At 32.4% G+C, this 23,649-nt stretch carries 32 protein-coding genes; all 32 read left to right on the top strand.

Annotation, left to right across the window (positions count from 1 at the left end; genetic code table 11):
* The first annotated feature begins 5 nt into the window (after positions 1-5).
* The 32 genes from HN014_RS03845 to HN014_RS03690 all read left to right on the top strand — a co-directional run bounded on the left by HN014_RS03845 (position 6) and on the right by HN014_RS03690 (position 23,065).
* On the top strand, positions 6-356 hold the full coding sequence (locus tag HN014_RS03845; RefSeq protein ID WP_176027572.1) for a hypothetical protein: 351 nt from the start codon (positions 6-8) through the stop codon (positions 354-356).
* Positions 357-608: 252 nt separating this feature from the next.
* On the top strand, positions 609-1,043 hold the full coding sequence (locus HN014_RS03840; protein WP_176027571.1) for a hypothetical protein: 435 nt from the start codon (positions 609-611) through the stop codon (positions 1,041-1,043).
* 35 nt (positions 1,044-1,078) lie between these two features.
* Entirely contained in the window at positions 1,079-1,531 is a 453-nt protein-coding gene (locus HN014_RS03835; RefSeq protein ID WP_176027570.1) for a DUF6210 family protein, read from the top strand.
* A gap of 7 nt (positions 1,532-1,538) precedes the next feature.
* Entirely contained in the window at positions 1,539-3,593 is a 2,055-nt protein-coding gene (locus HN014_RS03830; protein WP_176027569.1) for a leucine-rich repeat domain-containing protein, read from the top strand.
* A gap of 21 nt (positions 3,594-3,614) precedes the next feature.
* Positions 3,615-3,878 carry a hypothetical protein gene (locus tag HN014_RS03825; protein ID WP_176027568.1) on the top strand — a complete coding sequence of 88 codons (264 nt, stop codon included), beginning with the start codon at positions 3,615-3,617 and terminating at the stop codon, positions 3,876-3,878.
* Between the two features lie 181 nt (positions 3,879-4,059).
* Positions 4,060-4,779 (top strand): leucine-rich repeat domain-containing protein, encoded by a 720-nt coding sequence (locus HN014_RS03820; RefSeq protein ID WP_176027567.1) that lies wholly within the window; start codon positions 4,060-4,062, stop codon positions 4,777-4,779.
* A 127-nt stretch (positions 4,780-4,906) separates the two neighbouring features.
* Positions 4,907-6,964: a leucine-rich repeat domain-containing protein gene (locus HN014_RS03815; RefSeq protein ID WP_176027566.1), complete on the top strand. Its 2,058-nt coding sequence runs from the start codon at positions 4,907-4,909 to the stop codon at positions 6,962-6,964.
* A 162-nt stretch (positions 6,965-7,126) separates the two neighbouring features.
* On the top strand, positions 7,127-7,924 hold the full coding sequence (locus HN014_RS03810; RefSeq protein ID WP_176027565.1) for a hypothetical protein: 798 nt from the start codon (positions 7,127-7,129) through the stop codon (positions 7,922-7,924).
* 102 nt (positions 7,925-8,026) lie between these two features.
* Entirely contained in the window at positions 8,027-8,425 is a 399-nt protein-coding gene (locus HN014_RS03805) for a hypothetical protein (RefSeq protein ID WP_176027564.1), read from the top strand.
* Positions 8,426-8,469: 44 nt separating this feature from the next.
* Positions 8,470-8,928 (top strand): hypothetical protein, encoded by a 459-nt coding sequence (locus tag HN014_RS03800; RefSeq protein WP_176027563.1) that lies wholly within the window; start codon positions 8,470-8,472, stop codon positions 8,926-8,928.
* A gap of 36 nt (positions 8,929-8,964) precedes the next feature.
* A complete protein-coding gene (locus HN014_RS03795) occupies positions 8,965-9,471 on the top strand; it encodes a hypothetical protein (RefSeq protein ID WP_176027562.1) in 507 nt (168 codons plus the stop codon).
* A 9-nt stretch (positions 9,472-9,480) separates the two neighbouring features.
* Positions 9,481-9,912, top strand: a complete 432-nt coding sequence (locus HN014_RS03790; protein WP_176027561.1) for a hypothetical protein — start codon at positions 9,481-9,483, stop codon at positions 9,910-9,912.
* Entirely contained in the window at positions 9,875-10,516 is a 642-nt protein-coding gene (locus HN014_RS03785; protein ID WP_176027560.1) for a DUF6714 family protein, read from the top strand. Before HN014_RS03790 ends, HN014_RS03785 begins: the two co-directional genes overlap by 38 nt.
* Positions 10,517-10,533: 17 nt before the next feature.
* Positions 10,534-10,914: a hypothetical protein gene (locus HN014_RS03780; protein WP_176027559.1), complete on the top strand. Its 381-nt coding sequence runs from the start codon at positions 10,534-10,536 to the stop codon at positions 10,912-10,914.
* Between the two features lie 24 nt (positions 10,915-10,938).
* A complete protein-coding gene (locus tag HN014_RS03775; protein WP_176027558.1) occupies positions 10,939-11,979 on the top strand; it encodes an RHS repeat domain-containing protein in 1,041 nt (346 codons plus the stop codon).
* Complete coding sequence (locus tag HN014_RS03770; protein ID WP_176027557.1) at positions 11,972-12,277, top strand: hypothetical protein; 306 nt, start codon at positions 11,972-11,974, stop codon at positions 12,275-12,277. Before HN014_RS03775 ends, HN014_RS03770 begins: the two co-directional genes overlap by 8 nt.
* A gap of 2 nt (positions 12,278-12,279) precedes the next feature.
* Positions 12,280-12,831, top strand: a complete 552-nt coding sequence (locus tag HN014_RS03765; RefSeq protein WP_176027556.1) for an AAA family ATPase — start codon at positions 12,280-12,282, stop codon at positions 12,829-12,831.
* Positions 12,832-12,843: 12 nt separating this feature from the next.
* The gene (locus HN014_RS03760; protein ID WP_176027555.1) at positions 12,844-13,350 is read left to right on the top strand and encodes a hypothetical protein; all 507 of its coding nucleotides are present in this window, start codon (positions 12,844-12,846) and stop codon (positions 13,348-13,350) included.
* 9 nt (positions 13,351-13,359) lie between these two features.
* On the top strand, positions 13,360-13,683 hold the full coding sequence (locus tag HN014_RS03755; RefSeq protein WP_176027554.1) for a hypothetical protein: 324 nt from the start codon (positions 13,360-13,362) through the stop codon (positions 13,681-13,683).
* On the top strand, positions 13,680-13,919 hold the full coding sequence (locus tag HN014_RS03750) for a hypothetical protein (protein ID WP_176027553.1): 240 nt from the start codon (positions 13,680-13,682) through the stop codon (positions 13,917-13,919). Before HN014_RS03755 ends, HN014_RS03750 begins: the two co-directional genes overlap by 4 nt.
* Positions 13,916-14,491 carry a hypothetical protein gene (locus tag HN014_RS03745; RefSeq protein WP_176027552.1) on the top strand — a complete coding sequence of 192 codons (576 nt, stop codon included), beginning with the start codon at positions 13,916-13,918 and terminating at the stop codon, positions 14,489-14,491. Before HN014_RS03750 ends, HN014_RS03745 begins: the two co-directional genes overlap by 4 nt.
* Positions 14,478-14,789 carry a hypothetical protein gene (locus tag HN014_RS03740; RefSeq protein ID WP_176027551.1) on the top strand — a complete coding sequence of 104 codons (312 nt, stop codon included), beginning with the start codon at positions 14,478-14,480 and terminating at the stop codon, positions 14,787-14,789. Before HN014_RS03745 ends, HN014_RS03740 begins: the two co-directional genes overlap by 14 nt.
* Before the next feature lie 4 nt (positions 14,790-14,793).
* Positions 14,794-15,099 carry a hypothetical protein gene (locus HN014_RS03735; protein WP_176027550.1) on the top strand — a complete coding sequence of 102 codons (306 nt, stop codon included), beginning with the start codon at positions 14,794-14,796 and terminating at the stop codon, positions 15,097-15,099.
* A 211-nt stretch (positions 15,100-15,310) separates the two neighbouring features.
* Positions 15,311-15,970: a DUF2947 family protein gene (locus HN014_RS03730; RefSeq protein WP_176027549.1), complete on the top strand. Its 660-nt coding sequence runs from the start codon at positions 15,311-15,313 to the stop codon at positions 15,968-15,970.
* 4 nt (positions 15,971-15,974) lie between these two features.
* Positions 15,975-16,484 carry a DUF6678 family protein gene (locus tag HN014_RS03725; RefSeq protein ID WP_176027548.1) on the top strand — a complete coding sequence of 170 codons (510 nt, stop codon included), beginning with the start codon at positions 15,975-15,977 and terminating at the stop codon, positions 16,482-16,484.
* A 10-nt stretch (positions 16,485-16,494) separates the two neighbouring features.
* The gene (locus tag HN014_RS03720; RefSeq protein WP_176027547.1) at positions 16,495-17,055 is read left to right on the top strand and encodes a hypothetical protein; all 561 of its coding nucleotides are present in this window, start codon (positions 16,495-16,497) and stop codon (positions 17,053-17,055) included.
* A gap of 7 nt (positions 17,056-17,062) precedes the next feature.
* A complete protein-coding gene (locus HN014_RS03715; protein ID WP_176027546.1) occupies positions 17,063-17,758 on the top strand; it encodes a DUF6304 family protein in 696 nt (231 codons plus the stop codon).
* Positions 17,759-17,762: 4 nt separating this feature from the next.
* Complete coding sequence (locus HN014_RS03710) at positions 17,763-18,722, top strand: hypothetical protein (RefSeq protein ID WP_176027545.1); 960 nt, start codon at positions 17,763-17,765, stop codon at positions 18,720-18,722.
* Positions 18,723-18,750: 28 nt separating this feature from the next.
* On the top strand, positions 18,751-19,425 hold the full coding sequence (locus tag HN014_RS03705; protein ID WP_176027544.1) for a hypothetical protein: 675 nt from the start codon (positions 18,751-18,753) through the stop codon (positions 19,423-19,425).
* A gap of 32 nt (positions 19,426-19,457) precedes the next feature.
* Entirely contained in the window at positions 19,458-20,132 is a 675-nt protein-coding gene (locus HN014_RS03700) for a hypothetical protein (RefSeq protein ID WP_176027543.1), read from the top strand.
* Between the two features lie 9 nt (positions 20,133-20,141).
* Positions 20,142-20,654, top strand: coding sequence for a hypothetical protein (locus tag HN014_RS03695; protein WP_176027542.1), 513 nt, complete (start codon positions 20,142-20,144; stop codon positions 20,652-20,654).
* Positions 20,655-21,106: 452 nt separating this feature from the next.
* A complete protein-coding gene (locus tag HN014_RS03690) occupies positions 21,107-23,065 on the top strand; it encodes a cadherin domain-containing protein (protein ID WP_176027541.1) in 1,959 nt (652 codons plus the stop codon).
* Positions 23,066-23,649 lie beyond the last annotated feature (584 nt).

Raw genomic sequence — 23,649 nt, 5'->3', positions numbered from 1 at the left:
ATTGTTTGAAATTCGAAGATGATACAGAAGGTGTTATTTTTAATCACTATTCGTTCTGTGAAATCATAAAACATATCATGGTGGAATATGGAAACATCACTTATCAAGAAGCTGACAAAAAACTAAAAAATCATTTTCTGATTGAAATACCGAAATCCAAAGATGATGTAGAGTTTTTGGGGCACGAATTAGAATTTCATTGGGCGATGCATGTCTTGTATGGAGATATGTATTGGACAAAAGGGATACCAAGTGATTTCAATAACTTTAAGGAAGAATATATGGCTTGGGAAACAAAGATGAAACAACAATATATATTGAAAGATGCTTTTGAATATTACGATATAATAAAATGAATATGTATGTTCTAGGAGAGTTTAGGGTCAACAATGTCTATCAGTCCATTGATACTGTTTTTAAAGACAAAGCAGTAGCAGAATCGTATCTTAGAAAATGCAAAATACACTTGACTTAATAAGAAAAGATGCAAGTTTCCTTTTCTTTATTATTGAGGAATTTAGTAATGATGGTAACTATTCTAAATATCCTCCCAAAGAGGAGTTAAGGTATTTGGCAAGATTTTATAAACGCATAAAAAACGAGAAAATATGGAAGAAGGATGCCGGATTGCAGATGCAATGAATACATATAACAGCGCATTAGGCATAATAAAGACCAAGGGTTATAAAGTGTTTTTTTATCCTAGTAACACAGAAGATTTTCATGGAGATTTTATAGCTGTCAAAGGTCTACGTCAATTTATGGGGAGTGATCCTTTAAGAGTATTAGGGCTTATATCGATTTGGGAAAACACAGGTGATGATTGGCAAAGTTATATACCAGAAGAAGATATATACGATAAAGTTTTATCATGGGCATTGCCTGATAGTGTAGAGGATTATAATAAATTAACAGATCGAGAATTTAATGATTTTGTTACCAATTATAGATTGTTCTTCAGAGAGATATTGAATAAGCCATTTCCCGAAGACCCCACCCGGCAAGAAATGTTTGATTTAATAGACCCGCTTTGTAATAAATGAAAATTTAAAAATAGGAGCAGTAAAAACAGAAATAGATGAGTAAACCGCTTATAAACCTATGGGATACCGTTGGGCTTGGAATTATTATAGAATATCCTACAGGAATTATAATTGCTAACCAAACAGGAGGAACCGCTTGTCTAGATTCGAAATGTGAAGGGGTATACCTGCCTCTAGCCAATGATTATAATGAAGAAACAAAAGAGTTTTTAAGTCCGGAAATAGAACTGTCAAATTATTTTCAAGGAGCAAAATATAAAGGTAGCGGAGCCATAAAAGGGATTGATCAGGAAGATGTCAAGGAAATAAATGCAATTATCAATAAAGCCGGATTAAGTGGATTAATAGAAGTAGATGTAGAACGATTAGCAGCATCACACGAAGCCTGGATACGAATAAAAATTAAAGATGATAAGAATATACAATTGATATGTGGATTTGAGAACTATCCACTAAAGGGAGTATTAACTTGGGCAAATAGTGATTAATAGTAATATGAAAAACCAAATTCGGGATATAGAAGAACGTTTGGGGGTTACCCTGGAGAAGTATGATTACAAAAACGAGCATCAAGTAAATACCTATAGTACCTGGACAAAAAGTACAAACATAAGAGAACTTGTATTAAAAGATATCTGTATTGAAAATATCCATGTACTACTTCCTTTTTCAAAGCATTTGCATACCTTAAAACTAACCAATTGTACGGTGCATAATATTAGCGAACTATTCAATTTTGAAAGCTTAGTAAATATTACACTGGATAATGTAACTATAACCAATGTTGAGGAAGTAGCCCAAGGGAATTCATCCAACATGCCTTATGAGGGGTTCTTACAAGTAGTGGATTTAAAAAACATGAAGGTAGATCATTTAAGTGTGTTATTGCCTATGGCAAAAAATCTTACATATATATACCTGACCAATTGTATAATCCGTAATTTTTATGAAATCAACCTGTTTCCTAAGCTATACCATTTAACATTGGATAAGGTCACAATACACAAAAATGAGCGGGATCACTATCATACCATTATACCTGATAGAAAATTTTGGTTTTTATATCTTAAAAATATGGAAATAGAAAACATTTCCGATTTTTCATCCATTTCAGAAACGATCATTGATATAGATATTATAAACTGTAAAATAGGTAGTATTAGAGAACTTCATCAATTTCCTGCGCTAAAGTGCTTAACTATTGATGCCTTAACTACTGTTGATGATGTAAAACCAGGGACACCAAATTTACCTTTCAAACTTAAAGAATGTGTTATTCCTGCCACAGAAGAAGAAGCGACGGTAGAAACTTTTGATTTAGAAAAACTGGGAGCAATAGCTAGTTGTATACAAACACTCACTTTTAAAAATGATAACATTAGCAATATAGATTATCTTAAAAACTTAACCTCACTAAAAGCTATAAAATTTGATCGCGTTACTGCCAGGTTAAAAGACTTTTTACCCATAGCGGCACAAATTATTTCTTTAGATTTTTCAGAATCAACAATTAAAAACAGCTCTCAAATACAACACTTTAAAAATCTGGAGGTTTTAAAAATTGATGCGGATACCAATAAGCAAAGTTTTGGGGATTTTAAAATGTTACTGCCCTTAAAAGATCAAGTAAAGAAATTTGACCTTTGGGAGTTTTCTGATAATCATATGCGTAATTTAGAATTGATAGAACAGTTTACAGCATTAGAATCGGTATTTATTTTACGAGCTTCCAAAAAAGTAGCTAAACGCATTTTTACTTTATCCGGTCTGAAAAAGTTATCGATACATATTCGCGCCAAAAAAAAGAACGTATTTGATGTAAAAGCGCTTAAAAATATAGAAGAACTCTATATAGAAAGTGAAGAACCGATAAGATTAAAAGGGGGTAAACATCTTGAGCATTTAAAAGTACTAAGCCTAGACTCCTATTGTAATTCAAAAAAAATACATCAAATCAAAAACTTACAATATTTAAAGATTACACCTTCTGTCAACGTTAATGAGTTGCCTGCGATACCAACGCTTACAAAGTTAAAAATAGAGGCACATGAAGATTATGAAATTTTGGGTCTAGAACAGTTTCCTAACCTAACAGAGCTGTCTATAGAAGGGACTAATAAAATAAGATTAGGATACTTACCAAAACTAAAGGTGTTAGATGTGTCCAGTACATTCCCACAAGAGATTGATTTTTTAAATGAATTACCCAATCTGGAAAAACTGTCTTTAGAAAATAATTGCTTGACAGAAGTAAAAGGATTGGATACGCTTACTAATTTGAAAATGCTAAATATTTCGGAAAACACGATTCAAAATATAGATGGACTAGCCAATTTAAAAAACTTGGAACAGTTGAACTTATACGAAAATGAAATTTCTGAAATACGTGTTTTGAATACATTACCAAGCCTAAAGCAAGTAAATGTAGCAGGAAACACCATAGAAAAACCCGAGGTTTATGATCAGTTAAATAAACCCGAAATAGCTGTGTTTTATGGTTTGCCCAAAGTACCTTTTTGGATATGGAAAGATCAGGATTTTGAGTTGTAATATGCTAACAAAATAATCAAGATGATGAATTTGGATGAAATAAAAAAAGAAGCTGCTCAATGTAAATGTGATGATATACCATCGTTATCATCAAAGATCACGGAACTAAAAAATAAAGGAGTCTCTTTTTTGGGGTGTGTAGCATTTGTTCAGGTCAATCAGCAGATTACATTAAAAGAAGCCAGAGAATTAACCGTGAAATTAGATGCATATAACGAAGAAGAAAAAAAACGAATTGATGAGGCGTATCAATTAATGCTTAGCGAATTTAAAGAAGAAGAATAAGTTGTAATAAAATAAACGAATATAAATGTAACCGCTGTAAATATTGATTGCTATATGTGTTTTCAATATAAAAGCTTAATATGACAGCAAAACAAAAATAACCTATACTATCAAACAAAAGATATTGATACTACATAAGTATGTTGAAACATCTGTAATACAAGGTATAAATAAGTAAAAAATGAATTGGAATAATTATCTATCTCAAAATAAATCACCTAACTCTTATGCTCACTTGGGAGTCCTGGAAGGTGCCGTTCGTTGTCCGTTTGATATTTCTGAATTACCTAATAATACGAAAATACTAGGGATGAATACACCTCTGAAAAAATTTAAGTTGACGTATACAAATTATGATTCTTTGATAGGTAATGAAATCATAGAAGCTATAACATTAAATGACTTAGATGAAAATCGGATAAATACCTTTTCTACGTTACCCAACCTAAAATACCTTCATGTTTCTAATAATAAGCAAATCTCAATTCCAAGTTTATCTCCTTTAAAATCATTAGAGGTACTCATCTTAAGTGGTATTAAAAAGGTAGAAAACATTGATTTTATTAAGGATTTGAAAAAATTAAAAACATTATACGTCTATGGTATAAATAACCTTTATGATATAACCCCAATCGAAACACTTATAAACTTAAAAGAATTATGGTTAGACCATGGAAAAATGAGTGGAACTGGAAAAGCGATTAGAAGCATGGAGCCGATATCCAAATTAACAAATTTAGAATACTTGAATTTCATAGTAAATATCGAAAACAAGAATTATGATATTTCTCCTTTGTTAGAACTAAAAAAAATAAATCACTTGAGAATCTTACCTAGGTTTTTGAAAAATGGACAAAAGGAAATTATTGAAGAAAAGTTTCCTAACATAAATATAGTTTAAAAATCCATTGATAATGGAGCTATAAAAAGGTATCGTCGATATTGAGTTAACATAATAAACGAAATACTTGAAGCGTCAATCAATCTAATGCCAAGCGAATTTAAAAAGAAGAAGAATAACAGAAGAGATGGAAAAACTTAAAAACATAGAAAAAGCACTCGATATTAAGTTCGAAAAGCACAAATATGATAAGGATCAAACTCATACATACGAGACTTGGGGCGAAAATAATCGTATTATTGCTTTAACCATTCAAAATATAAGTATTGACAACCTGGATCTCTTTTTACATCTCGCAAAAGAAGTGTCCAGACTGACCTTTATCAATTGTACGATTAAGGATATTAGTGACCTGATTCAATTTGAAATCCTGCGTGAGTTTACTTTAGATAAGGTAACCATTGGTAATATAAATACACTATACAATAACAAAGATTGTACTACGAATTACGATGGTAATTTGAAACATATTACTATTAAGAATATGACCATTGACCATCTAGCGGTATTACAACCCATGGCAAAAAAAATTGATCATATTTTTATTACAGATTGTACGATTCATAATTTTTATGAGGTCAATTTATTTCCAAAACTATACGATTTACGATTAAAAGGGGTTACCATTGAGCAATCAGAAAATGATATCATTCATAAAGCAAAACCGGATAGGAATTTTATCAGAATTCTCTTAAGCAATATGACCTTTGATACTATAGCTCTATTTTTACCTGTTTCAGAAAATGTAAAACATATTGGATTAAATAGTTGTACAATTAATTCAATTAAAAACGTGCATCAATTTTCTAAGCTGGAGCGTTTAGAGATGGACGCTGGTACTGTTATTAAAGATCAAGTACTGTCTAAAGACAAAGCAACTGCATTTAGCATAAAGTATTGTATAGTAGGAGAAGAAAGATCTTATCCAAAAGCAAAAGTCAACTTGCAAAACTTGGCAGCTATAGCACATTATATCAAAAGCTTAGAATTTCATCAATACGTACCTGACGATATGACGTTTTTGCAACACTTTACCCAACTCGAAAAATTAAATTTTGAATATAGTGTGGTTCCCATTGATAATTTTATACCCATAGCACCTCAAATAAAGGAATTATATTTCAGTCAATCAGAATTAAAAGAATCGGCACAATTAAAAGCGTTTACACAATTAGAAAAGATTATATTTTTCACCAATCCACACGAAAAAGGGTTGGTCGATTTAAAAAAACTCCTACCGTTAAAACATCAGCTTAAAAAACTAAAGATAGATGAAGATGAAGTGAAAAATATATCGTATATCAAAGAATTTACAGTATTAGAATCCTTAGATATAACAGTTACCTCTATTGCCCAAGCTAAAAGTATTTTAGCATTTAAAACCCTTAAACGATTACGATTGTATATAGATATAGAACCCGAACCAAAAGATACTATAGCTATAGATGTAAGTGCTTTAACGAACCTAGAGACGCTAGAACTTTGGTGTTATTTTTCTATTGAATTGATAGGTATAGAGTATCTTCAAAAGTTAAACAACTTTACGCTTTATGGGAATTTAAAAAACACAAGATTAGATACCTTACATAACCTAAAGTACTTACGATTAGATGAGGATACCGATATAAACGAAATACGTTCTATAAAATCTTTAAAAACCTTAGTGCTAGAGGCATCAGAAGCATCCAAAATTAATACTTTAAAGCAATTTCCTAATTTAGAAAATGTAAACATTAGCGGAACTTCTAAAATTAATTTGGGGGAACTGAGTAAACTTAAAGTTTTAAAAGTACAATGGGATTTAAATTTAGCAGAAACAACCTGTTTTGATGATGTACCTAACCTCGAAAAACTAGACTTAAGTTGTTGTAATATAACTCATGTAAACAGTTTAGAAAAGCTTACGAAGCTAAAAGTATTAGACTTATCAGAAAATGGAACCATAGAAAATATAGACGGATTAAAAAATCTTAAAAAGTTAGAACAGCTAAACTTATACAGCAATAAAATTTCAGATATCAGTGTGTTAAATACATTGCCATGCTTAACAGAAGTCAACTTAGCGGGTAATAAATTAGACAAGAAAGAATTTTTGCAACAACTAAACAAACCAGAAATAGCTATCTTTTATGGATTACCATATGTGCCTTTCTTGATATGGAAGACCCAGTATTTCGAATTGTAGAACTATGGTGAAATAGTCAAATTGTTTTATAGATTGCAATACTACGAATATGGATTGACGTGCTACGAATATTTCTTGATTATAGGATGTTGGTATTAAGATGTTTAAAATTGCAGTATACATAATGTGCAAAACGTAAGCGGTAACTACAACTCATAAACAATGATAAGATTAGATGAATTACATATTTGGAAAAAATTAAGTAGCCCATATGGTAACTCTGAACTAATACCATCATTGATTGACAAGCTTTCGAAAACGTTGGATAAAAAGATTGCAGACGAATTAATCTGGGAGCACATTTATCATCAAGGGTCAGTATATGAAAATACACTTGCTACCGTGCCTCACGTATTAAAAATAATTGAGAAGTCAGATAACGTTGAATTTAATCTTAACATGATAGCTTGTCTGGGAGTTGTTTTAATTGACCTTGACAATATATCATACGTAGAACAAATATTCGAAGAGAACAACCTTGATGAAAAAGAAAAAAACAGCATTCAGATAGCATTTATTGATGCCATAGAAAAGTTTAGGATCTTAGTAAGCCATTATGTGCCTAATACCAGGATTTTAGATGAGGAGTCCAAACGATTTTATTTAATAGCATTTTTAGTGTCAATACAAAGACATAAAGAAGCTGAAATATTTAAAACGTTCAATATGAATGACGAATATATATTTGTATGTCCTAATTGCGAAGAAGAAACCTTCTTATGGAATGAAGAAAATGTTTTAAATGCCTATTGTAGAGATCCCTCTACCAACAAAAACCAAGAAAAGTTAAGAATTGTTTTAGATCAATCTAATATAAATTTAAAGTGGTTAGAAAAACCAATTGATATAATAAATATCAATTCGCTAAAACCATTACTTCAATATTTTAAAGGAGATATAAATTGTCATAGTTGTAGTAAAAAGCACAATGTGTTTGAAGGAATAATGAATAGTATATAAAAGCTATAGCCATCTTTTTGAAGACTTATTTGTACTCTGTTGAAGATTTATCAAATAGAGAACAAAGTTGATCTTTTATCAAGTACAGGAAAGATTAAAAAAATGAAAATTACACTATCTATTATCGTGACACTTTTGGTTGTATCGATGCTTGTTTTAGTAAGATATCGACTGATTCACTCTAAAATAATTAGAGGAGCCTCAGAGGTAAAATATAAAATGATTGATCTGGGACAGCAAGATATTTTTAGACATGGGTTAGAATCTTTATTAGGAAAAAAAAGAGTGTTCTTAAAAACACAAAATAAAGATATAGAATGGCTGTATATATCTAAAATAAATTTCAAGAAGCTTTATCCCGAAAGTCCAATAAAAATGAAGGAGAAGAACTACACCATAAAATTCAGCTATGAAACAAAGCGCTTAATTTTTGGTGGGTATGCTTGTGCAAAAATTATTTCTTTCGAAAAAATTAATGAAATTCCCGAAGTATTAAAATGACGAAAAGCAACATTAAATTAAGATTTATCCTATGGTTCATTTGCATGAGTCTAAGCACAACGGGATTGCTGATACTTATAGGGTTGCTTCTAAAAACACTTTTATACGAAGGTGTGGAAACATTTTTGCTTTTCATGGTATTTCTATTGAGTCTAATGGTCATGGTAGTGCTCATTATTTTTAAAGATTTTAAGTACATCGTCATAAATCGAGAAACACAAACAATCAAGTGGCGTTCGATATATTATCCATTGGGAAAAACAGTCAGATTACAAGATTTTAAAGGATATATAACATCTGTAGAATATGGTCGGTATGAAGATTACAGGACGGTTCACCTGGTAGATAAATCATCTAGAACCTCATTTAAGATAAACGGACTATTCTACAAAAATTTTGACGAAATTTATGAAGCAATTGAGCTAGATGAAATAAAAAAATATCATTTCGGCTTTTGGAAATATCTAAAACTAATCTGTACAGGGAGAATTCGAATAGAATAAAAAGGATATCGGGACTTTAAAAAACAAAAAGAACAGATGAAACTAACAATGCCTATAGAAATTGATTTGCTGGATTTTTTTAAGACAGGAAGGTTTGATCATCTAAAATTGGGACAAACCAAAGAATGGATTGTAAATAATTTTCCTGACCCTGATTGTTTTGACGCTGATTTTTTGACAGCGGAGGTTAATATCTGGACCTATGGTGGGATTGAACTGCATTTTGAAAATGAAAAACTCTATTTAATATTTTCAGATTATTGGTACGAGGGAAAATTAGATAGTGGTAATCAACTAAAATTAAACAAATGGATCTTTGATGATATTAGCCAACTCAACCTGTTATTTGTGATGACAAAACTAAACGAACACAATATTGATTATAAAAAGAAAACCGATAACCTGGGAGTCTTGTTACGATTAAGAAGTGGTGTCGAATTGACCTTTGAAAATATAGATGACATTGAAGGAGTAAGCACTAATAGTTTTCAATTAACTTCTTTTGCTTTGGTAGAAGAAAATCCATATCGCTGGAAAGAGTAATCTTGTAGTATGAATAGTAGAGATCGTTATGCCGAAATCATAAACGGAATGAAATCCGAAGATAAAATGGTACAATGGCGGACTATGGTTAAGTGGTGTATTCTGTGGATTGAGGTAGAGAAAAAAGAGTTAAAACCGCTCCTTGAATTCATAAAAGCGTGTAAAGAAATGGGATTTTGGCAGCGGTATTATCCCAGCCAATCACATTGTGCTTTAGGACTTTCATTAGGCAAAAATTATGAAGAAAGGTATCACTTACCTATGGTGTATGTCAGTTATAATCCAGTCGAAAACAATTTTGCTATACAATATCAAAAAGGACAAGGCGGAGAAACTGTTAGAGTAGTATGTGGGAGTCGTATCTCTAAAAAAGAGTGGAGAGACATAGAAAGATGGTTGGATAATGAAAAAAAGAATAGCAGAAGTCTTGAAAATGAATAAAAAAGAAAAATTAATCCAGGAGATACAGGAAGCTTTTAAAGGAGTAAAACTCGATGATGGGATCGGTCTATGGGAAGCACAAGGACATGATGATAGGGGAAGTGAGGTAACATGTAAAAAGTTAAGAACCAAAGATGAAACAAATGATTGGACAAAAATTTCTTTAATAGATATGTATACCTGTAGTAGTGCTATATCTTTTTTTGATGCCAAAGGAATGTGCTTTCATATGCCTAAATACCTGTTATTGGCATTGGGAGCCTACAAAAACGAAGAACAAAAATTGATAGACCAAGGACTAATAGAAGAATTTTATAAACCTGATATAGAAGATCGTTTAACAACGATAACAAGGTATTTATCCGATAAGAGTAATAGTCAGGATAAAGAGTTTTATAGACAATATTTTTCATTGTTTACCAAGAAACAGTTACTGTGTGTGGTGAGGTTTCTCGAATATAGAAAAGATGAAATAGGAGAATACTACACGAGTGATGAAGCAAAAGCATTAGGGATATCAGCAACAGCAGTTAACTATGATAAAGAGTATCTCCAACTGCAAAAAGCGATAGACTATTGGAGTAATAATTTTCTAATACAATGATTTAAATAAAAAAATAAATGAAACCAAAACTACAAACCATCTTACTTGCAATTTCAACAATATTGCTTGGAGGATTAGCATACTGGCACTATTTAGAAGCAAATTTTAGTGCCAAAGTAATTAAAGATAGAGAATTAACAATTACGAATTACAAAAAAGTGATTAATGCTATGGGAAGAAGTGGTGATATCTCGGTTAAAAAACTAAAGACAGAACTTAGAAAGGAATTTGATGTTGATGAAAAACCAGGATATAATGATTATGCCAAAGAATACTATTATGTCCTATATCCAAAGAAATATGAAGTGAATTCTAGAGAAATATGGGATTTTAGGGGGCTTGAACTAATTCTTGATGAAGAAAAAGCATTTAAAACCATAACTATGTATAAACCTTAATAAAAACATACTCAAAATAGTATAATGAGAAATTGTTTAGTACATAAAATAAGCTTTGTAGTAGTGGTATTGTTATTAAAAATAAATGCTAACGCTCAACAAAACAGTAGTGTTCGTTTTGCAAACAATATTATTGCCATAAAAAAGCAAAACGACTCTATTTACTTTTATGATAGCCTGGGTGAATTACGAAAGATCATTGATTTAAAAAATAACAAAGTAACCCCTTTTGGATTACCTAAGGAGGTAAAAGATATTATATATAGAGGTGAAATCCCTGAGAGGATAGAAGTTTCTGACGAAACGTTTCCTGCTTATTTATATACAGAGCGATATGTTGATGTGGGAATTGTTCTATGTTCCAGACAACTGTTTTATAATAAAATAGGGCTGAAAACAGGATATAAAGAAATCTGTCCAAACGATATAGCCGATGGAGATGATTATCATTTTGGAAGTGAAAACCGTTATAAATATAATAAATATGGCTTGTTAATAGAAACAGAGGCGATTGTATATAAGTATAATGATAAGGGACAGTTAATCGAAAAAAAGAATAGAAACAGAGGTTCCAAAAAAGTGTACCGCAACACTATATACAGCTACAAAGATGAGAAGTTAACAGAATGTATTATACATGAAATAAATTCAAATCCGATATATAACCGAACAAGCAAACGAAAATATATCTATAATATCAAAGGGTTACTATCAGAAATCATAAAAAATAAACGCAGTAAAATTGTATTGGAATACAATAAACACAATAAAATAATCAAAGTTAGTGATGTACATACATGGCGAAATAAAACATATAAAAAGCCTCGTTTAATCTATCACTACAACCCTCAAAATAGAATTGTCAAAATTAGTACGTACGTACATTCTTCAGATATCCCCTTTGAAGAATGGGGTTTTGTATATGATGTTTATGGACACTTAACTCAAAAGACATTGGATGGAAAAATCATAGAGAGTTACCAATATGACGATAAAGGAACTTTAATAGCTATAGAAAGCAATAAGAGATGGGGGGCAGACAAAACATTGGTGAATTATGACTGATAAAACGATCAAAACGCCCAAAGTAACTGTTGACTTTAATGCGATGATAGCATGTAATTTGGTGCTGTTATCAAAAACTGATTTCAAAAAAGATTCAAACCAGAATACTATTAAACTAAAAGAAGGCATGAAAATCTGTGTGTGTATGGAAGATGAAGACGAATTTGGGAAACCAGACAATTTAATAGCCTATGGAACTGTAGAACGTAACAACAGCGGTGTTTTTAAAACTTGCAAATGGAATATAAGAATTGACGAAAAAGGAATTCGTCATGAATCAGAATTAAATAATGATTAAGAATGATTGAAGAGGCTAAAAAGGAGTTACACCGTAACAAACACCTTCTAATTATAGGAAAATCCGAAATAGACAGAAGACTGTTTATTAATAATCTGATAGAAGGTGTTCATAGAGAAGTGGTTAGGGCATCGAGAGGAATAACAACATTAGACGATTATGCAGATTTTATTAAAAAAGTAAAAATGTATAACCCCGATTACAAAACAGCAGGATATCCGCCTTTTCCAGCATTGCAATTGGTGTATTCGCATCATGATATATTACGTAAAGAGGATAATAGTTGTTTGATGATAATAGATGAATTAGATCAAATCAACCCCAAAGAAGTAGGCTATGTAGAACGAACCATTAAAATTTTAATTGAACGATTAGATGATCTAAAAAAAGGTGAAAAATCAATTCAATTAATCATTTCGCAAGAAAACGAAAATGATTTAATAGAGAGATTAGCAAAACGGGACAATGTATATGGGTCAAATAGGAATGCTAGAAGAACCTACAAACAAATTGTAGAGCAAAATCTTAAAATTGTAGATATTTCAGGATACTAATCTATTTATACTATGGCAAGCGGAAAACAAATATTACTGTCTTTATTAAGTGAATATTCTCAAAAAAAGACAACAAAGCAGCAGTTAGAAAAAGTTACAAACCGTATCAAATCAGGTTTGCTCCTGCATGGCTCTACTGCAAAATTTATGTGGCCAACGGTAGAAGAATTAACATGGGTAGAACAAAGACCTGATATAGAACAAGGAGATGATGAAGTAAAAAAGCAAGGGTTAGGTCTAAAAGATTCTGAATTATTGTTATCCGATCTGTTTGGTTTGATAACCGAAAGTGAAGAAATTCCAGAAAATATAAAAGAAATATATCCAGAAATCACAAACGAAGCCTATAAGGCAGGAACTCATATCATTTGGTCATTGCTAAAAGCACTAGAATGGTCCAAAACCTATGAAGACGTAGAAAATTCCGGGAAATTAGATGTTAGTGAAAAGGAACGATTTTTAAAGAATTATGAACGTAAATTAGTAGAATACAGAAACGACCCAGAGGATTATTCTTAAATAACAAACATGAGTATAGATGAAAAAATATTAAATGAAGGGTTAGCACAATCTATGGAGTTTGGCGACAATTGGTTGGTTGATGTTGATGAAAGATTAAAAGAGAAATTTCCCAAACTATCAGAATCAGAATTGAAAGACTGTGATAAGTTGTTTAGGGAGATTAATACCTATGCGCATGATTTAGTTAGAAATACAATAAAAATGAAACAGGAAATTAGCTTTATAAGTATTGTTCGATTTAATGAAAAACTGATCGCAAAATATCAGTGGATAAATTCATCTAATCTCAGTAGGTTATATAGTCAAAGTTGTTATTATGCCTTAAAATGAACAAAAAGTATCTACATAGTATAATAACTATCTGCATTGTATTAATTACCGCTTTCTGTATTTGGAGCTATATCCAGAGAGCAAGCTTTGAGTATAATGCTCAAGGTACATTTTTATCTCCTGATGATGGAGTTGTTTATAGAGAACAAGCAAAAGAAGTATATGGAATCCTTGCCCTTATCGGATTGATTTTGATAGGGATAGTTACTTATAAAATAATAAAGAAACCTAAATGAAAATTGTAGGACTAATATATCTATCTGCTTTATTACTCTTTTTAAATAGTAATGCTCAAACTATTAGTAATGAAAGTAAGATGCTGCATACTATTTTTAAAGTTATTGATGCTCATGCACATATAGAAGCTCCTTTGACAATTATAGAAATTAGTTCTGGAAATAAAAGAATTAATAGGGTTCAAACAGATTTTGACGGATTAAGTCCTTGGGATATATGTTCTAAAGAATTAATTGATCATAAATTTAAGATTAAAGTATTTGGAATGAATTATAAACCATTTGAAAAAGGATATTCCATTAAAAATGATACTATACTTACTATTAAACTCTATCCTAGTGAAGTAAAGTTTAAGAATAAAAGAGAATGGGAAACCTTTATTAGAAAGGAGTTTGGGATCCCATTTTGTGGAACTGGCTTAAGAATGGACGAAGAAATAGAAACTTTAGAAAACGCAGAATATCAGCATTGTGACGGTCGTATAAAACGATACGACCAAATCCCCAAAAAGGAATTGAATCAATGGAGAAAAATAAAAAATCAAAAGAGACTAAGAAATGACAGTAACTGAAGCCAAAAACCTAATTCATCACGAACACGAATCTGATGAAGGATTAGATGTATTGTTTAGAATGAGTGCTGATATAGAGGAAGAACGAATCACTATATTTATTCAAGCATTATGCTGTTTAGAAGAGTATTATGCAGACAAGAATACTATACCAAAAGAATTGGCGTATCAATTGTTTAGTATGAATGGTACCCTAAAAGCAAGTATGGGGCACTGGAAGGCAGAAAGACCTAAAGGTTTGGACCACGATAGCTGCTGGAAAATTCTTGACGGCATACGAAATGTTTTTTCAAGTTAGACCTATGGCATTAGATTTTCATAAAGCAGACAATAACGAACACCTCTTTGGATTAGAGGATCATCAATATGCTAACCTGGAAGCGATATTTACAGCCTTCAAAAACTGGTCAGGAGTTGTTATTGACCCTTATGGAGATACAAGTTTAACAATCGAGAACCAAAAAACAATTGTACGAATTATTGATACATATATTCATAAAGAAGACTTAAATGTAGACAAGCAAAAAACAATCGATATTATAGAGTTTAGCGCAATGATGAAATATTTTTCAAATAAAGGAATTGTACTTAAAATAGTAGGTGACTAATGGGATTTTAGGAGCGCTAACAATACAGGTCAATTACCCAATATCAGTATCTCTTTTGAGAAGGATGGAATTTACATATGTAGATATAGTGATTGTTATGTATGCGAAAACCTACAGGAGTTACAAGAATTTATTGAATGCAAAAACATTAAATATACAGTACTTGATTATCAGGAATAAAAAACTGTTATAGTCAATTTGATAGTATCAGATGAACATAGAAGATATAAAACATATCCGAAATACCTTACGCATTGGTATAAGTGAAGCCAGACAATTATTAGAGGATCATGGTACAGTTACCTCTGCTATAAAAAAATGGAAGGAGAAACAAGCCGAATTACTAGCATTCGAAAAAAATAAAAAGTATATCAGCTTTAAAAATTGGTTTTATATTAAAGATTTCTTTATAGAATGTTCTCAACGCTTTTTCAATGACAATGAAACAATCCCAAATAAAATAAAACCCTTAACAGAAAATTATTCAAAAAAACTATGGAATAACTATGTTTCTGAAAAACACCGTCACTTAATGATGGTGACATCTGATGATGATTGGAAAATTAAAAACCTTGAATCTTTTGTAAATGAATGGAGTTGGGAAACAAGTTGGAATGAAAATGATGAGGGCGCATTTGAAAAAAACGTTAAACACAGGCTGGATTGGGATGCTAACGATATGATATACTTTTTTTGGGGTAGATATACTGGAGCCGAAACAAATTGGGAAACTTTATATAAATACTGGATTCCGTTTATGTACGAAGATGAGATGAATATTGTTGTTAATCCTAAAAGCAAAAAAGTACTGGTCATAGGAGTTCATGGCAGTATAGCTATTGGAGAAAGGATACAAACTACCAAGGATTAATTGAATGAAGACAAACGACGAAAAATACAATCTTTACAGAACGGTTGATTCCATGGATATGACACTACTGGAGCGGTATAAATATCTGACAGAAAATGATAAAGATATAGGGAAACTCAAGCAACAGGTAAAAGAAATAATCGTCCGTAAAAACCTATCTTCAATAATGAATGATACCAAGTGGATTGAATTACAAAAAGGAATCGAAACCTTACCATTTCCTCCGGCTTATAACGAAAAATTAATTCAATGGGATAAGGCAAGGTTTAGGTTTAGTGATTTAGACAAAGAACCTGCTTATTTTGGAGACTGGTCAAGTTATTGGGAAGAAGGGCTTCCTGTCTTTTTTACAATTGAATGGCTGGAGATAAGACCTAGATACCAAAAATACCTGGGACGCTTAGTAGCCCCTAAAGTAATAGATATAACAACAGCATTACTTCAACTGTTAAAAGAGATAAACATTCCGTTTGAACAAGAAAATGGCTCTGTAATGATATATGGGTATAAATAATAGAAAATAGATGATAAAATTTACAGAATGTTTAAATGATACCTGGGATTATTTCTTTTTAACAGACCCAGCTAGTTTATTACGGTTTAAGCAAGAGAATAGCTTATCGGATGATTTGATCCATGAGTTTACCACAAATGAAAGTGGAGAATTAGCCACTCAACAAGGAATTATAATTCCGATGTGTAATATTAGCAACCAGCCATATACTATTTTTTTTAATACCAATAATCAAACATCGGTATTCAAAAAAGAAACAAGTTTGCTATTGTTCGAAAGAACAGGATATATGTTAGAAATTACCAATAATGAAATTTGTTTGATAACAGTACCTTATTTAAAAAACTGGACGGTAGATAATGGAATATATCGTTTAAATGAAGCAGTTAAAGTAGGTTCCAGACAAAGAATAACACTAGAAAATGGTTGGTATACCGTAGGTATTTTAGGAGGTTTTACGGTAGAAGAAAATATAGAGGAAGCCACATTCGAGTTTCAAATTAATCGAGTTTCAACTAAAGCAGAGAGCAAAGTTACGGACATTGGATTTTCGTATTTGATAGAGAAATAGAAGAAGTATGCGGATATACCAGGGAACATATCAGGATAAAAGAGGAGTAGAGACAATCGCTATAAAATCAGATGGGAGTACAATGTACCTTAGTCTAAGAGAGATTGATTTTGAAGGATATGATTTTGAAATGATGACAGGAGAAATTGACGCTACCAAATTTGATTATGATATACGTCGAGACGGTTCTGGAGGTATCACCAATTTCCAATTAACTATAACAATCCCAATACAACTATATGACAATAAAACGGGTAAAACATTTATAGAACCTCTGACGATTTATGTTGAGGTAGGAGAAACGACAACAATAGATGGTTTAGATAGCGAGCTTACCGGTTTGATACTGAACACTTCCTTTGGAGAGTTTAAAGTAGAAAAAAACTTAGAGTGGATGGAGGATGCTTTGATTGCCATACAAGAGCAATTACCTTCAAATATCTATTTAAAAACCTGTATAAGTTGTAAGTATGCTAATTATAGCCCTTTTGGCAATGGGATGTTTGGAAGTATTTATTGTTTTAAAAACCTCAAATCGATACTAAAAAAATTAAACGACAAAACAGATTTGCTGGATATTTGGACAAAAGAAGCTATGGATAACGGAAATATCTTTTCTGTTCAGGAAACCTTTGATTGTCCTGAACATCAACTGCCTACTGAAGATGATTGGTATTATAAAAACTGGACAAAATTGATGTAGCACTATGGAGGAGATAGAAATTGTAAAAAAAAGTAAATTTTATAAGGAACTCAATACACTTCTAAGAGAGCAGTTAACGATCATACAACAAGATATAACCCCCGAATATGAACAAATTTTAAAAGAAAAAGAGTTTCAGCACCCTTTGCCTATTATTTGCCAGTTTGAATATGCCAGTTGGGGAGGAAACAAACAATGGCGATTAGAGCTAGATTTTGAGGAGTATCAATGGTCAAACGAAACTGTAAAACCTCATTTTTTAACTGCGATGGTTTACTTAAGTGTAAGTGCAGGATACCTTCATTTTAAATATCAACTGTGCAGTTCTTTCAATGAATTATTACAACCAAAGGAGACAGAGACCATAGAAATTAAAAGGCTTAATCAGACCAATTTGGTGAAAGATAAATTAAATCAGGTAAGACAATTTTTAGAAGATTTGCCAAACCATTTTTTACAAGAAGTAGAGAAAATAAATTTTGAGGAGTTAGAATATATGCTGCATCCTAAAATACAGGAAAAATGGAAACAAGGCTATTTGCCTGGTTTTGATTGTATTGTTATGGGAGAAGGAGATTTTATTATAGGAAATGTATACAGTACCTATGATCCCAATACTGGAGAAACCAAACAATATTGGGCCCCTCTGTGTGACACAACATTAGAAGGAATTGAAAAATACGATGATGACATCTGGACAGAGATTGATATTTTTCACGGAGCTTTTGAATATGAAAATCAAAAAATTGTATTTGGTGATGGCGCTATGGGGAACGAAGGCTATGTGGCTTCCACAACAAGGAATGGAGATTTAAATTGGGCAATCTTTTTTACATTTTCAAACCCAATCTATAAAGCAGAAGTCATAGACAAGCATCTGATTTGCTATGGAAATACCGGGACAATTATTGATATAGACCTAAAAAAGATTACCAAAATAAAAGTAACAGAACAAAACACCTGAGTAAAACTATAATATAGAATTACAAGCCATGTCTGTAAATAAAAATCACTACGAGGATAAATTGAATGAAGCAAAAGCAAGACTAAAAAAAGCTAGTATTGCTGTTTCTACAAAAAACACAGGTATTGAATGGTCAGAGTTCAATAAAGCTTCTAAGAATTTGCTTATATGCGAACGCCAACTGGCTGCTTCAAAAAATGAAGAACATGCAGACGTTATGGATTTTCCAGTTGCATGGGATGTAGGAGCCCCACTTCCTCATTTGTTTATGAATGATCATAAAGCATATTTACTGTTTTATGTGAAATCAGTGGATCCAGACTGGGATGGGACCTATACAACCATAGTAGACACAGCAAGCGATAAAGCTACCTCTTTAGCCTTAGTAGAATTTATACATTGCACATCAGCTAAGTTGGGTGCCCCAAATGATGAAGTATTCGAAGGACATCCATTATATGGTAAAGGCCTAGAACTTTACGCTCCTTTACAAATTATCAATTCCAGTTGGGTAAAAGAAATTAAGGAAATAAATAGTATACATACCAATCACAATCCAGAAAACTGGAAGAATGCTAAACACTTCTTTTTTGGTTTTCATGATAATGTTTTCGAATGCATAGCTGATTCTTTTAAAGTAGAATTACATCAAACTAGTTTTAAGAGTTTAATGCATATTGTATGTCAAAAGCTAGTTGAATAAAATAGTTATAAAACGACAAACCAATTTTTTGAATGAGCTATAATTTAGTAAACATACTAGAACAATTATCCGCTATTCATTTTGAAGAAATAGAAGGGAATTTTACAATACAAGAACTGTGGGAATGGATGCTTTTTGATCAGGAAAACAGTGTTTTGAATAAAGAATTACAAATTCATCAACCATCAGGAGTACCAGTTAAAGGAAGGAATTCTGAAATAGATAAAAACATAACCATTACAGGAGATTATTATTGTTTTACCTATGTAGATCATCAACCAGCATATCACTTGCAAAAAGTGAAATCCCCTGATGATTTGGCAAATTTATTACTTTCCAAGGGAGGTGTTACCAATATGTTTACAACTGTGATGGTTCCGGTTGTTAACGGAAAAATAATACCTGTTGTCAAAAAAGAAGATCTAACACAAATAGAATCCGAATTAATTAGTGAAATACAACAACTCATAAATTGTTTTGATGATTCAACCTTTAACGAGCTGGCAAAAAAAGGATATTCTTGTTTGGTAAAATATAAAGAATTAGGACTATCTCAACAGAAAACCTATGATACGGTACATTTTATAGAACAGATATACCAAGCATTAGACTTAGAAGCTAAAAGTGATTTAGCAGATGAGTTTTTAGATTACATAAGTGGTTATATAGGAAATAAGAAATACTGGATATGGGACAACAAATTATAAATAAGCACCATGATTATATCAATTAAAGATTTTGTTTTGACGGGTAGATTTGGAGCTATCTCTATTGGGATGCATAAGGATGAGGTGATTGACTATTTAGGAACACCCTATAAAATAAGTGATTATAAAAATGGAAGATTTGGGTTGTATTATAATGGCTTCCGGTTTTTATATGCAACCTCCTGTAAAATTTATGCCATTACCTGTCAGGGGTTTGATGATGTTTTTATAGAGAAACCAAGTACCAGAGTTTTTGCATTAACCAATAAAATTGAAATAGACACGTACTTTTTTACAGTCTCAAAACCCGTACAATACAAAGAAATTATACGTCGTATACATGCAGAAAATATTAAATATACGGAGCATCAAGATAAATTTTGGGATAAAATAATTTTTGATAGCGGTGTCGAGTTTTTATTTAATAATTGGTGCGAATACCCAGAGGATCATACGTATGATAAAAATGAATTAATACTTTATGGAGTAAGAAACTTTCCTACCAAAAGCAATAATGAATAACAATGAATGTTCCCCTATAACAAGGGAAAGGGAAGAAATGTGACACTACTATTCCTATTCACAAACTCATTTGGGAATTCATAAACTCGTTCCCGATACTCTTTTTGATTCTCAGTATTCTTGTCTTTAGAATGTACAACGCATAACCCTAAAATATGACAAGAAAAATTACGCAACCAATATCAGTAATAGCAATTACAATTTCCTGTAACAAAAATAAGGTATCTACACTACCTCAGTGATCAACTAATCACACAATCATAGATTCATGACATTTTCTGCATTTCATTATAGAAGATGTTGGGACACATCTCTAATGATGAACCTCGGTCATTAACATGTGATTCCATGCTATAATATTCCAAACATATACATAAAAATCAGATCTAAGAATTTGAGAGAGGTGGAAACAATCAATAATTATATAATAAAAAGTAAGTAAAATAAAAGTAATGAGAAAAATAAAACAACTAGTAATAATTGCAGGAGCTATTGTCATCTTTTCCTGTAAAAAAGATGACGATCAATCAATTAGTAATACTGCTCCGGAGATAGAGGCACAATCATTTAATGCCTCAGAAGCAGCTAAGGATACAGACAAGTTTGGTCAGATAGTGGCCGCTGATTTAGAGGGAGATACCCTGCATTTTTCGTTAACCGAAAACAGTAATGGATTATTTGCAGTTAGCGCTACAGGAAGCCTTAGTCTGGCAGCAGGTAAAAAACTGGATTATGAAACTGCTAAAAGCCATTCAATTACTGTTGAGGTATCCGATGGAGAAGCGACTTCTGCTGCAAAAATGACAATCAATGTAATCGACGTAGATGAAAATACAGCCCCTGTATTAACTGCACAAACCTTTACAGCCTCCGAAGATATAAATGGCACAACAATCATAGGTGTAGTAGTCGCTACGGATGCAGAAGGAGATGATTTACAGTATGCGATAGTGTCCAATGAGGATGATCTGTTTGAGATCAGCAGTACCGGAGAACTAAGTTTGATATCAGGCAAGCAGTTGGATTATGAAACAAAAGCTACTTATACCCTGACCGTAAGTGTAAGTGATGGAGTATTAACAATATCCAATGATGTAACCATTACGATCTCGAATGTTAATGAAGCGCCGATCTGGGATGATAGTTCTATTATTGATGATGCAGCAGAAGACATCGATGATACTGTCGTATTCGCATTCATAAAAGCAACAGATCCAGAAGGAGATGCACTTACTTTCTCCCTAACGAATGATGCGAACGGACTCTTTGAGATTGGTAGTACCAATGGAGAGATAAGTCTGGCAGCAGGTAAAAGCCTGGATTATGAAACCGCAACAAGTCATACGATTACCGTGACAGTATCTGATGGAGTGTTGTCCAATTCGGAAGATATTAGAATTGATGTGATCGATGTTGCAGATACCATGATAGTAAGTACCTTGGCAGGAAGTAGCCGTGGATTTGCGGATGGTACAGGTGCTAATGCACAATTTTACCTTCCATCCGGAACAGCCGTTGATGCACAGGGGAATGTCTATGTTACAGACACAAGCAATCATAGAATACGCAAAATTACTCCAGATGGAACTACAACTACCTTTGCAGGAAGCACCTATGGATTTGCTGATGGTACGGGAACCAATGCCAGGTTTGCTGATCCTTATGGAATAACTATAGATGCACAGGGAAATCTATACGTAACTGAAAGAAGAAATCATAAAATCCGTAAAATTACGCCCGCAGGAGTGGTTACAACCCTAGCAGGAAGTACTCAGGGATTTGCTGATGATGTAGGAACAGATGCTCAGTTTTCGGATCCGCAGGGGATCACTATTGATAGTCAGGGGAATTTATATGTGGCAGATAGAGGGAACCATAAAATCCGAAGGATTACCCAGGGAGGAGTGGTTACGACTCTTGCAGGAAGCACAGAAGGTTTTGCAGATGGTACAGGTGTCAACGCACAATTCGGAGATCCTGTAGGAATCGCGATAGACGGATTACAAACACTATATGTAGCAGATTCCGGTAATAATAGGATTCGCAAAATTTCAATTTCTTTTCAAGTAGGAGGAAACTCCACCATCGGAACTGTTGTGGTGAGTACTTTGGCAGGGAGCACCAGAGGAGCTTCTGATGGTACAGGGACCAATGCACAGTTTTCTGCTCCAAATGGAATAGCAGTTGATACACAGGGCGATATTTATGTAGCTGATAGAAATAATCATACAATACGGAAGGTAACTCCCACAGGAGAGGTAACGACCCTGACAGGAGGTCCTAGTGGTTATGTAGATGGAACTACCGCTGATGCCAGGTTTTCAAGTCCTTCAGGAATTGCTGTTGATACACAGGGAAATGTATATATAAGTGATATGGGGAATGATAAAATCCGAAAAATCACTATGTAACAAAAGAAGTATAGAAAAACGAAATAAAAAATACCGCTATAAGGGGGCTGGCTGTAGGGGCTATGGGGTTTCCTTCCCCCTTATAGAAGGTATTACAGGACATCACATAATAGTATATTCCCTAATACTCTTTACTGAAGAGATTCAAAGCATTATCAAGCTCTTTCGAAGAATCATTTTGATCATTCCTAGTCACAGCTAGAGAAGATATACCGCTTACCTCCGGTCTACAGTTGTAGAAACAGCATTAAATACCGAGATTTACATGGTTTTTAGAAGAATTTCAAGACGCAATAGATTTATTCCTGTATAATATAGGTTAAAGTCCTTGTTGTTAATTGTTTGAAAAATATTTTTATTCCAAAATTTGGAAAATAATAGTTTATTTAATAATATTTGTATAATAAAATAACAAAGTGAAACAAAATAGTATACATATCGCAATAAGAGTACCGTTTACGTCCTGCGACAGAAACTGTATTTTAGAAGTATCCTCACCAAGGACGCTATGGAATTATTTTGAGCATTATATACAATGACAGATTATAAAACACACCATATCAAAGAAAGCGTCCAAGAAATTG

It is taken from the genome of Aquimarina sp. TRL1 (assembly GCF_013365535.1).
Classification (GTDB): Bacteria; Bacteroidota; Bacteroidia; order Flavobacteriales; family Flavobacteriaceae; genus Aquimarina; species Aquimarina hainanensis.
This window is presented reverse-complemented; position numbering and strand designations above follow the sequence as displayed.

Excerpts from the sequence above, each read along its gene's own strand:
- HN014_RS03840 (WP_176027571.1), top strand. The coding sequence starts at position 609 with ATGGAAGAAGGATGCCGGATTGCAGATGCAATGAATACATATAACAGC.
- HN014_RS03835 (WP_176027570.1), top strand. The coding sequence starts at position 1,079 with ATGAGTAAACCGCTTATAAACCTATGGGATACCGTTGGGCTTGGAATT.
- HN014_RS03830 (WP_176027569.1), top strand. The coding sequence starts at position 1,539 with ATGAAAAACCAAATTCGGGATATAGAAGAACGTTTGGGGGTTACCCTG.
- HN014_RS03825 (WP_176027568.1), top strand. The coding sequence starts at position 3,615 with ATGATGAATTTGGATGAAATAAAAAAAGAAGCTGCTCAATGTAAATGT.
- HN014_RS03820 (WP_176027567.1), top strand. The coding sequence starts at position 4,060 with ATGAATTGGAATAATTATCTATCTCAAAATAAATCACCTAACTCTTAT.
- HN014_RS03815 (WP_176027566.1), top strand. The coding sequence starts at position 4,907 with ATGGAAAAACTTAAAAACATAGAAAAAGCACTCGATATTAAGTTCGAA.
- HN014_RS03810 (WP_176027565.1), top strand. The coding sequence starts at position 7,127 with ATGATAAGATTAGATGAATTACATATTTGGAAAAAATTAAGTAGCCCA.
- HN014_RS03805 (WP_176027564.1), top strand. The coding sequence starts at position 8,027 with ATGAAAATTACACTATCTATTATCGTGACACTTTTGGTTGTATCGATG.
- HN014_RS03800 (WP_176027563.1), top strand. The coding sequence starts at position 8,470 with ATGAGTCTAAGCACAACGGGATTGCTGATACTTATAGGGTTGCTTCTA.
- HN014_RS03795 (WP_176027562.1), top strand. The coding sequence starts at position 8,965 with ATGAAACTAACAATGCCTATAGAAATTGATTTGCTGGATTTTTTTAAG.
- HN014_RS03790 (WP_176027561.1), top strand. The coding sequence starts at position 9,481 with ATGAATAGTAGAGATCGTTATGCCGAAATCATAAACGGAATGAAATCC.
- HN014_RS03785 (WP_176027560.1), top strand. The coding sequence starts at position 9,875 with ATGAAAAAAAGAATAGCAGAAGTCTTGAAAATGAATAAAAAAGAAAAA.
- HN014_RS03780 (WP_176027559.1), top strand. The coding sequence starts at position 10,534 with ATGAAACCAAAACTACAAACCATCTTACTTGCAATTTCAACAATATTG.
- HN014_RS03775 (WP_176027558.1), top strand. The coding sequence starts at position 10,939 with ATGAGAAATTGTTTAGTACATAAAATAAGCTTTGTAGTAGTGGTATTG.
- HN014_RS03770 (WP_176027557.1), top strand. The coding sequence starts at position 11,972 with ATGACTGATAAAACGATCAAAACGCCCAAAGTAACTGTTGACTTTAAT.
- HN014_RS03765 (WP_176027556.1), top strand. The coding sequence starts at position 12,280 with ATGATTGAAGAGGCTAAAAAGGAGTTACACCGTAACAAACACCTTCTA.
- HN014_RS03760 (WP_176027555.1), top strand. The coding sequence starts at position 12,844 with ATGGCAAGCGGAAAACAAATATTACTGTCTTTATTAAGTGAATATTCT.
- HN014_RS03755 (WP_176027554.1), top strand. The coding sequence starts at position 13,360 with ATGAGTATAGATGAAAAAATATTAAATGAAGGGTTAGCACAATCTATG.
- HN014_RS03750 (WP_176027553.1), top strand. The coding sequence starts at position 13,680 with ATGAACAAAAAGTATCTACATAGTATAATAACTATCTGCATTGTATTA.
- HN014_RS03745 (WP_176027552.1), top strand. The coding sequence starts at position 13,916 with ATGAAAATTGTAGGACTAATATATCTATCTGCTTTATTACTCTTTTTA.
- HN014_RS03740 (WP_176027551.1), top strand. The coding sequence starts at position 14,478 with ATGACAGTAACTGAAGCCAAAAACCTAATTCATCACGAACACGAATCT.
- HN014_RS03735 (WP_176027550.1), top strand. The coding sequence starts at position 14,794 with ATGGCATTAGATTTTCATAAAGCAGACAATAACGAACACCTCTTTGGA.
- HN014_RS03730 (WP_176027549.1), top strand. The coding sequence starts at position 15,311 with ATGAACATAGAAGATATAAAACATATCCGAAATACCTTACGCATTGGT.
- HN014_RS03725 (WP_176027548.1), top strand. The coding sequence starts at position 15,975 with ATGAAGACAAACGACGAAAAATACAATCTTTACAGAACGGTTGATTCC.
- HN014_RS03720 (WP_176027547.1), top strand. The coding sequence starts at position 16,495 with ATGATAAAATTTACAGAATGTTTAAATGATACCTGGGATTATTTCTTT.
- HN014_RS03715 (WP_176027546.1), top strand. The coding sequence starts at position 17,063 with ATGCGGATATACCAGGGAACATATCAGGATAAAAGAGGAGTAGAGACA.
- HN014_RS03710 (WP_176027545.1), top strand. The coding sequence starts at position 17,763 with ATGGAGGAGATAGAAATTGTAAAAAAAAGTAAATTTTATAAGGAACTC.
- HN014_RS03705 (WP_176027544.1), top strand. The coding sequence starts at position 18,751 with ATGTCTGTAAATAAAAATCACTACGAGGATAAATTGAATGAAGCAAAA.
- HN014_RS03700 (WP_176027543.1), top strand. The coding sequence starts at position 19,458 with ATGAGCTATAATTTAGTAAACATACTAGAACAATTATCCGCTATTCAT.
- HN014_RS03695 (WP_176027542.1), top strand. The coding sequence starts at position 20,142 with ATGATTATATCAATTAAAGATTTTGTTTTGACGGGTAGATTTGGAGCT.
- HN014_RS03690 (WP_176027541.1), top strand. The coding sequence starts at position 21,107 with ATGAGAAAAATAAAACAACTAGTAATAATTGCAGGAGCTATTGTCATC.